3 protein-coding genes are annotated in these 4,224 nt (G+C 71.0%); all 3 read left to right on the plus strand.

The window, feature by feature from the left end; all coding sequences use genetic code 11:
• Positions 1-233: 233 nt before the first annotated feature.
• The 3 genes from ACFXPX_RS27095 (at position 234) to ACFXPX_RS27105 (ending at position 3,389) form a co-directional block, all read left to right on the plus strand.
• A complete protein-coding gene (locus tag ACFXPX_RS27095) occupies positions 234-2,165 on the plus strand; it encodes a transcriptional regulator (RefSeq protein WP_380643762.1) in 1,932 nt (643 codons plus the stop codon).
• Positions 2,166-2,167: 2 nt separating this feature from the next.
• Complete coding sequence (locus ACFXPX_RS27100) at positions 2,168-2,800, plus strand: hypothetical protein (RefSeq protein ID WP_380643764.1); 633 nt, start codon at positions 2,168-2,170, stop codon at positions 2,798-2,800.
• Positions 2,801-3,158: 358 nt separating this feature from the next.
• Positions 3,159-3,389: a hypothetical protein gene (locus ACFXPX_RS27105; RefSeq protein WP_380643766.1), complete on the plus strand. Its 231-nt coding sequence runs from the start codon at positions 3,159-3,161 to the stop codon at positions 3,387-3,389.
• The last annotated feature ends 835 nt before the right edge of the window (positions 3,390-4,224 follow it).

Genomic DNA, 4,224 nt, shown 5'->3' on the forward strand with positions numbered 1-4,224 from the left:
GGCCCCCCCTCCCAAACCCACCCGCGCCCCCCCACCCCCCCGGGGTGGGGTTCCCCCCTGTGGGGGCCCCCCCCACGGCCCACCGACAGCAGCAACTGGAGCCGTTCCGAGGGCCTCCGTTGTCGCCGATCTGAACCCCCAGGGTCACATCGGGCACGGGTCGAATCACTCGCCCGAGTGAACAATCCCATCCTTGATGGAGAATTTCACTCAAGGATTGATAGGATGCCAGCATGGCATTCAGTACGTTGGACACGCTGCGGCTCACCATCGCCGCGATCCGGCAGCGCACCGGCGAGAGCCAGCGCCAGCTCGCCGCCGCCCTCGACCTGACCCAGGACAAGGTCAGCCGCCGTCAGTCCGGCGCCCAGCCCTGGTCCCTGGACGAGGTCGACACGCTGGCCGGCCACTGGGGAATGCGCCCGCTGGACCTGCTCGCCGGCCCCACCCACGCCGCCCAGGCCCTGACCTGGCCGCCCGGCACCGCCGCCCCCGCGGTCGCGCCGCTGCCGGTGCCGGCCACCTTCGCGCCCGTCCCCGCGCCGGTGCCGGCGGCCGCGGTGCCCCCGGTTGCCGCGCCCGCTTCCGGGGCGCCGGCCGCCCCCGTCACCGTCGAGGCCCCGCCCGTCGAGCAGCAGGTCGACGGCCCGGTCGCTCCGGCCGCCGCCGTCCCGGCCGCGGGGACCACCCCGTCGAGCACCTCGGCGCCCGCCCCGGCCGGATCCGGGATCTCACCGACCTCCGTAGCCGTCGAGCAGCAGGTCCCCGCCGACGAAGCCGCCGGGGCCGAGCAGCTGCTCGTCGACGCGGCCCTGGTGGGCGCGTCGAGTGCGGACTACGACCGGGGCCCGGACGGCGAGGTCGCCGTCCACCCGGCCGCTGCGTGCGAGCAGTGCGGCCGGCCGGTGTCCTACCGCATCGGCGGCCGCCCGCTCCACCTCGGCGGCTGGTGCACCCCCACTGCCAGTCCCGCGGCGGACGCGCCCCTCCAGCCGGCCCCGGCCGCCGTGGTGGACGCGCCCGCCCCGGCCGCCGTCGGCGCGGGCCAGGACGCCCCCGCGCCCACCGCCCCCGCGCCCACCGCCCCCGCGCCCACCGCCCCCGCGGCCGTTGTGCCCGGCCCGGCCGCCTCGGCGGCGCCGTCCGCGCGGTTCCGCGAGTACGCCGGCACCGGCCGGGAGCTCGGCTACTACCTCGACATGATCACCACGGCGGTCGACCAGGCCCTGGAGGAACACGACGGCGACATCGACGCCGCCGTCGCGGCGCTCGAAAAGAAAGCCATCCCGAACGGAATGGCGCTTTTCGACGCGACCCGGGTTGGCGCCGCATACGAGTACACCGCCTATCCGGAGCGCCTGGAATTCCTCTCCAAGAAATCCCGGAACGGCGCCGATGAAATCTGGGAAGGCCGCCACAAGTGGGAGAACAGTGAGCTGATGAAGCAGCTCAAGAGCGGCGCCCTCACCGAGATCGCGGTGGACGTCCTGGACACCAACGCCGCCTACTGCTCCGCCCTCAAGACCCACCTGCCGATCGGCGCGCTCCAGCACCGCCCGGACGGCGGCTGGGACCCCAAGCGCTCCGGCGTCTACCTGCTCCCCGCCCGCCCCACCTGGGAACACCCGCACCTGCCCGACCCGATCGGCAACCGCCACGAAGCCGGCCCGGTGCTCCTGGATGAGGCCACCGTGCGCCTGCTGATCCGCTGCCACAAGCTCGGCCTCTCGGAGGCCCCGCACATCACCGAGGCCTGGACCAGCGGCGCCTCCGAGGGCCTGCTGGAGAAATTCCGCCGGGTCCTCACCATTGCCCGCGAAGACGCCATCACCAACGTCGACCAGGTGACCGAGAAGTACGTCAAGGCGATGTATGCGAAATTCGCATCGACCATCGGAGAATCCACCTACAATCGCGACATCCGCCGTCCCGAATGGATGCACATCATTCGCTCCCAGGCGTTCGCGAATCTCTGGTACAAGTCCCACCGTGCCCACAAGGGCGGGCTGACGATTGTCGCGCTGCGCGGCACTGACGAATTGCATGTCACCGGCGGCGAATGGCGAAAGGCGAATGGCGGTGTTTTCGAAGAGGGCCGCCTGACCACGCAGCTGAAACTCAAGGACCAGTACATCCTGCCCCGTAGCCGGAATCGGAGCGCCTAAAAGTGTCGACTGACGGATGGAAGAACTTCGGGCGCTACGGCGCCGACCGCGACCGGGGAAACGTCCACGGGCGGGTGGCCCTCGGCCGTGCTCTGGAAGACGCGGTGGAGCGAATGATCATCGAAGGCGGTATCAAGTCCCCGCCGTCCACCCGCCGCGGCCTGATGGCCCGGATGCGCTACCTGATGGAACATCGGGGCGGCCGCGAGGCCCTCGCCGAAGCGCTCGCCGACGTCGGCAGCACCGCCAACGCCGCCACCCTGCGCGCCTGGAAGAACGGCACCCGCACCCCCCGCCGCGTCAACATCGAAGCCGTCGACACCGCCTACTGGACCCTGCGCGCCCGCAACGTCCTGGCCAACCCCCAGCTCCTCAAGGACCACCTCAACCGCGACGGCCTCGGCACCCGGGTGGAGATCCACCCCATCAACCAGCAGGTCGTGGACGAGCCCCGCCGCCGCGACAACCTGCGCATCCGCGGCATCCAGGTCCGCTACGTCTGGGACGACGCCGTCGACGCCCTCACCGCCGGCGACGCCGACACCCTCGAAGGCATCTGGGACGACATCATCGGCGACCTCGACTCCGACTACGGTGCCTACCAGTACGTTTCCTACATCGGCCTCGGCGCCTGAAGCGCGGCCCGGGCCACGCCCTACCGGTCCGGCGCCTGATGGAAGTCGACCACACCCCCGAACAGGCCAGTGCGGCCGCCGCCCGCGAGCAGTCCGACGTCCTGGACCGGGCGCAAAGTGCCCCGCAAACCCCCGCACTCCAGGCAGGCGAGCACGCAGGCCGGCGGCGTGCCCCGGCCGACCCACCCCGCCGCCGACGGCGGGGCAGGCCTCCGTCCACCCCTCCACCCAGCGTCCGAGCCGGCCGTCCCGCACACCGTGCCCACGGCGATGGCCAGCATGAAAGCGATATTGCCGCAAAAGACAACAACTGCCATTGTGAGCAGACGAGTTCGTATGGCGGCACGGGGGGCGCGGCATGAACAACTACCGGTTCAGGTGTGCGGAATGCGGCCGGTACTCGCCCTGGCTGCCCAAGTCCAAAGCAGAAGCCGACCACATCGCGCACATGTGGGAGGCACACAACGCGTTCTGTGACGCCATGATCGACTACCGGGAGAACGACCCGACGACACCCCCGTCGGGAGGCTGCCTCCTCGCTCTGGCCGGGTTCCTCAACCTCGCCACCAGGGCGTGGAAGCTCCTCTGAGGCACTGCCGACGCCAGCTCTGCCCCCCGGCGGTCGTCCAGGCCGCCGCCGATGTCCCGCTCCCAGCGCCACATCCCCAGGCTGCCGCCCGATCCCCGCTCGCCGTCGACCGGGTCCTCCACGCCACCCTGACCCGGCTCAAACTGGTGCCGCCCTCGCACGGGCTGTTCCTCTGGTCCCGGGTGTGGATGGGTTGGGATGGGCTGTGCGGTTTGGGCAGCGGGCGTGGTCGGGTCAGGTGCCTGCGGCGCCGGGGCTGCCCATGCGCCGGGTCCGTGCTGTCCTGGAGCCCCGGGACTGGCCTGCCGTTCGGGGCGGCCGGCCCCGGAGCCGGGGGTGAGGGTGGTCCGGGTGCTGCCCGTCGTCGTCCGGGGCTGGCCTGGTTGCTGCTGTGCTGCGCCGGGTCGCCATCAGGGGTGGTGCTCGGCGTGATGCGGTGTTTATGGGTGTTTTCCATGGCGGGGGTTGATGGGCTTTTCCCATGGGGCGGGGTTGGTGGTTTCAGTGGGAATTCGCGCCATATCGTCAACGGTGGCCGGGGTCCTGTCGGGCCGGAATGGCGGGAGCGTACGGCGGTTGTGGCGGGATTGCCTGACAGGCGAATTCTGATACGGCGTCGGGTGTGTTGTTGGGGCATTTCTGATCGGAGATCAGGGCAATGGGTCTAGACCACTGTGCGAGGCCGAGTCCAGGTGACGGATTGTGATGTGATGGCACGCGGGGTTGTGGCGTGAGGCATGGTGGTGACAGAATGCGATGACGGGCGAAGGGGGCCGGCGGGGATGCTCCCGGTCGTCCCGGGGAAGGCTCCTCCCAGTCAGCCCGGCGCACGGAG

The organism is Kitasatospora sp. NPDC059146 (genome assembly GCF_042786665.1).
GTDB lineage: Bacteria > Actinomycetota > Actinomycetes > Streptomycetales > Streptomycetaceae > Kitasatospora.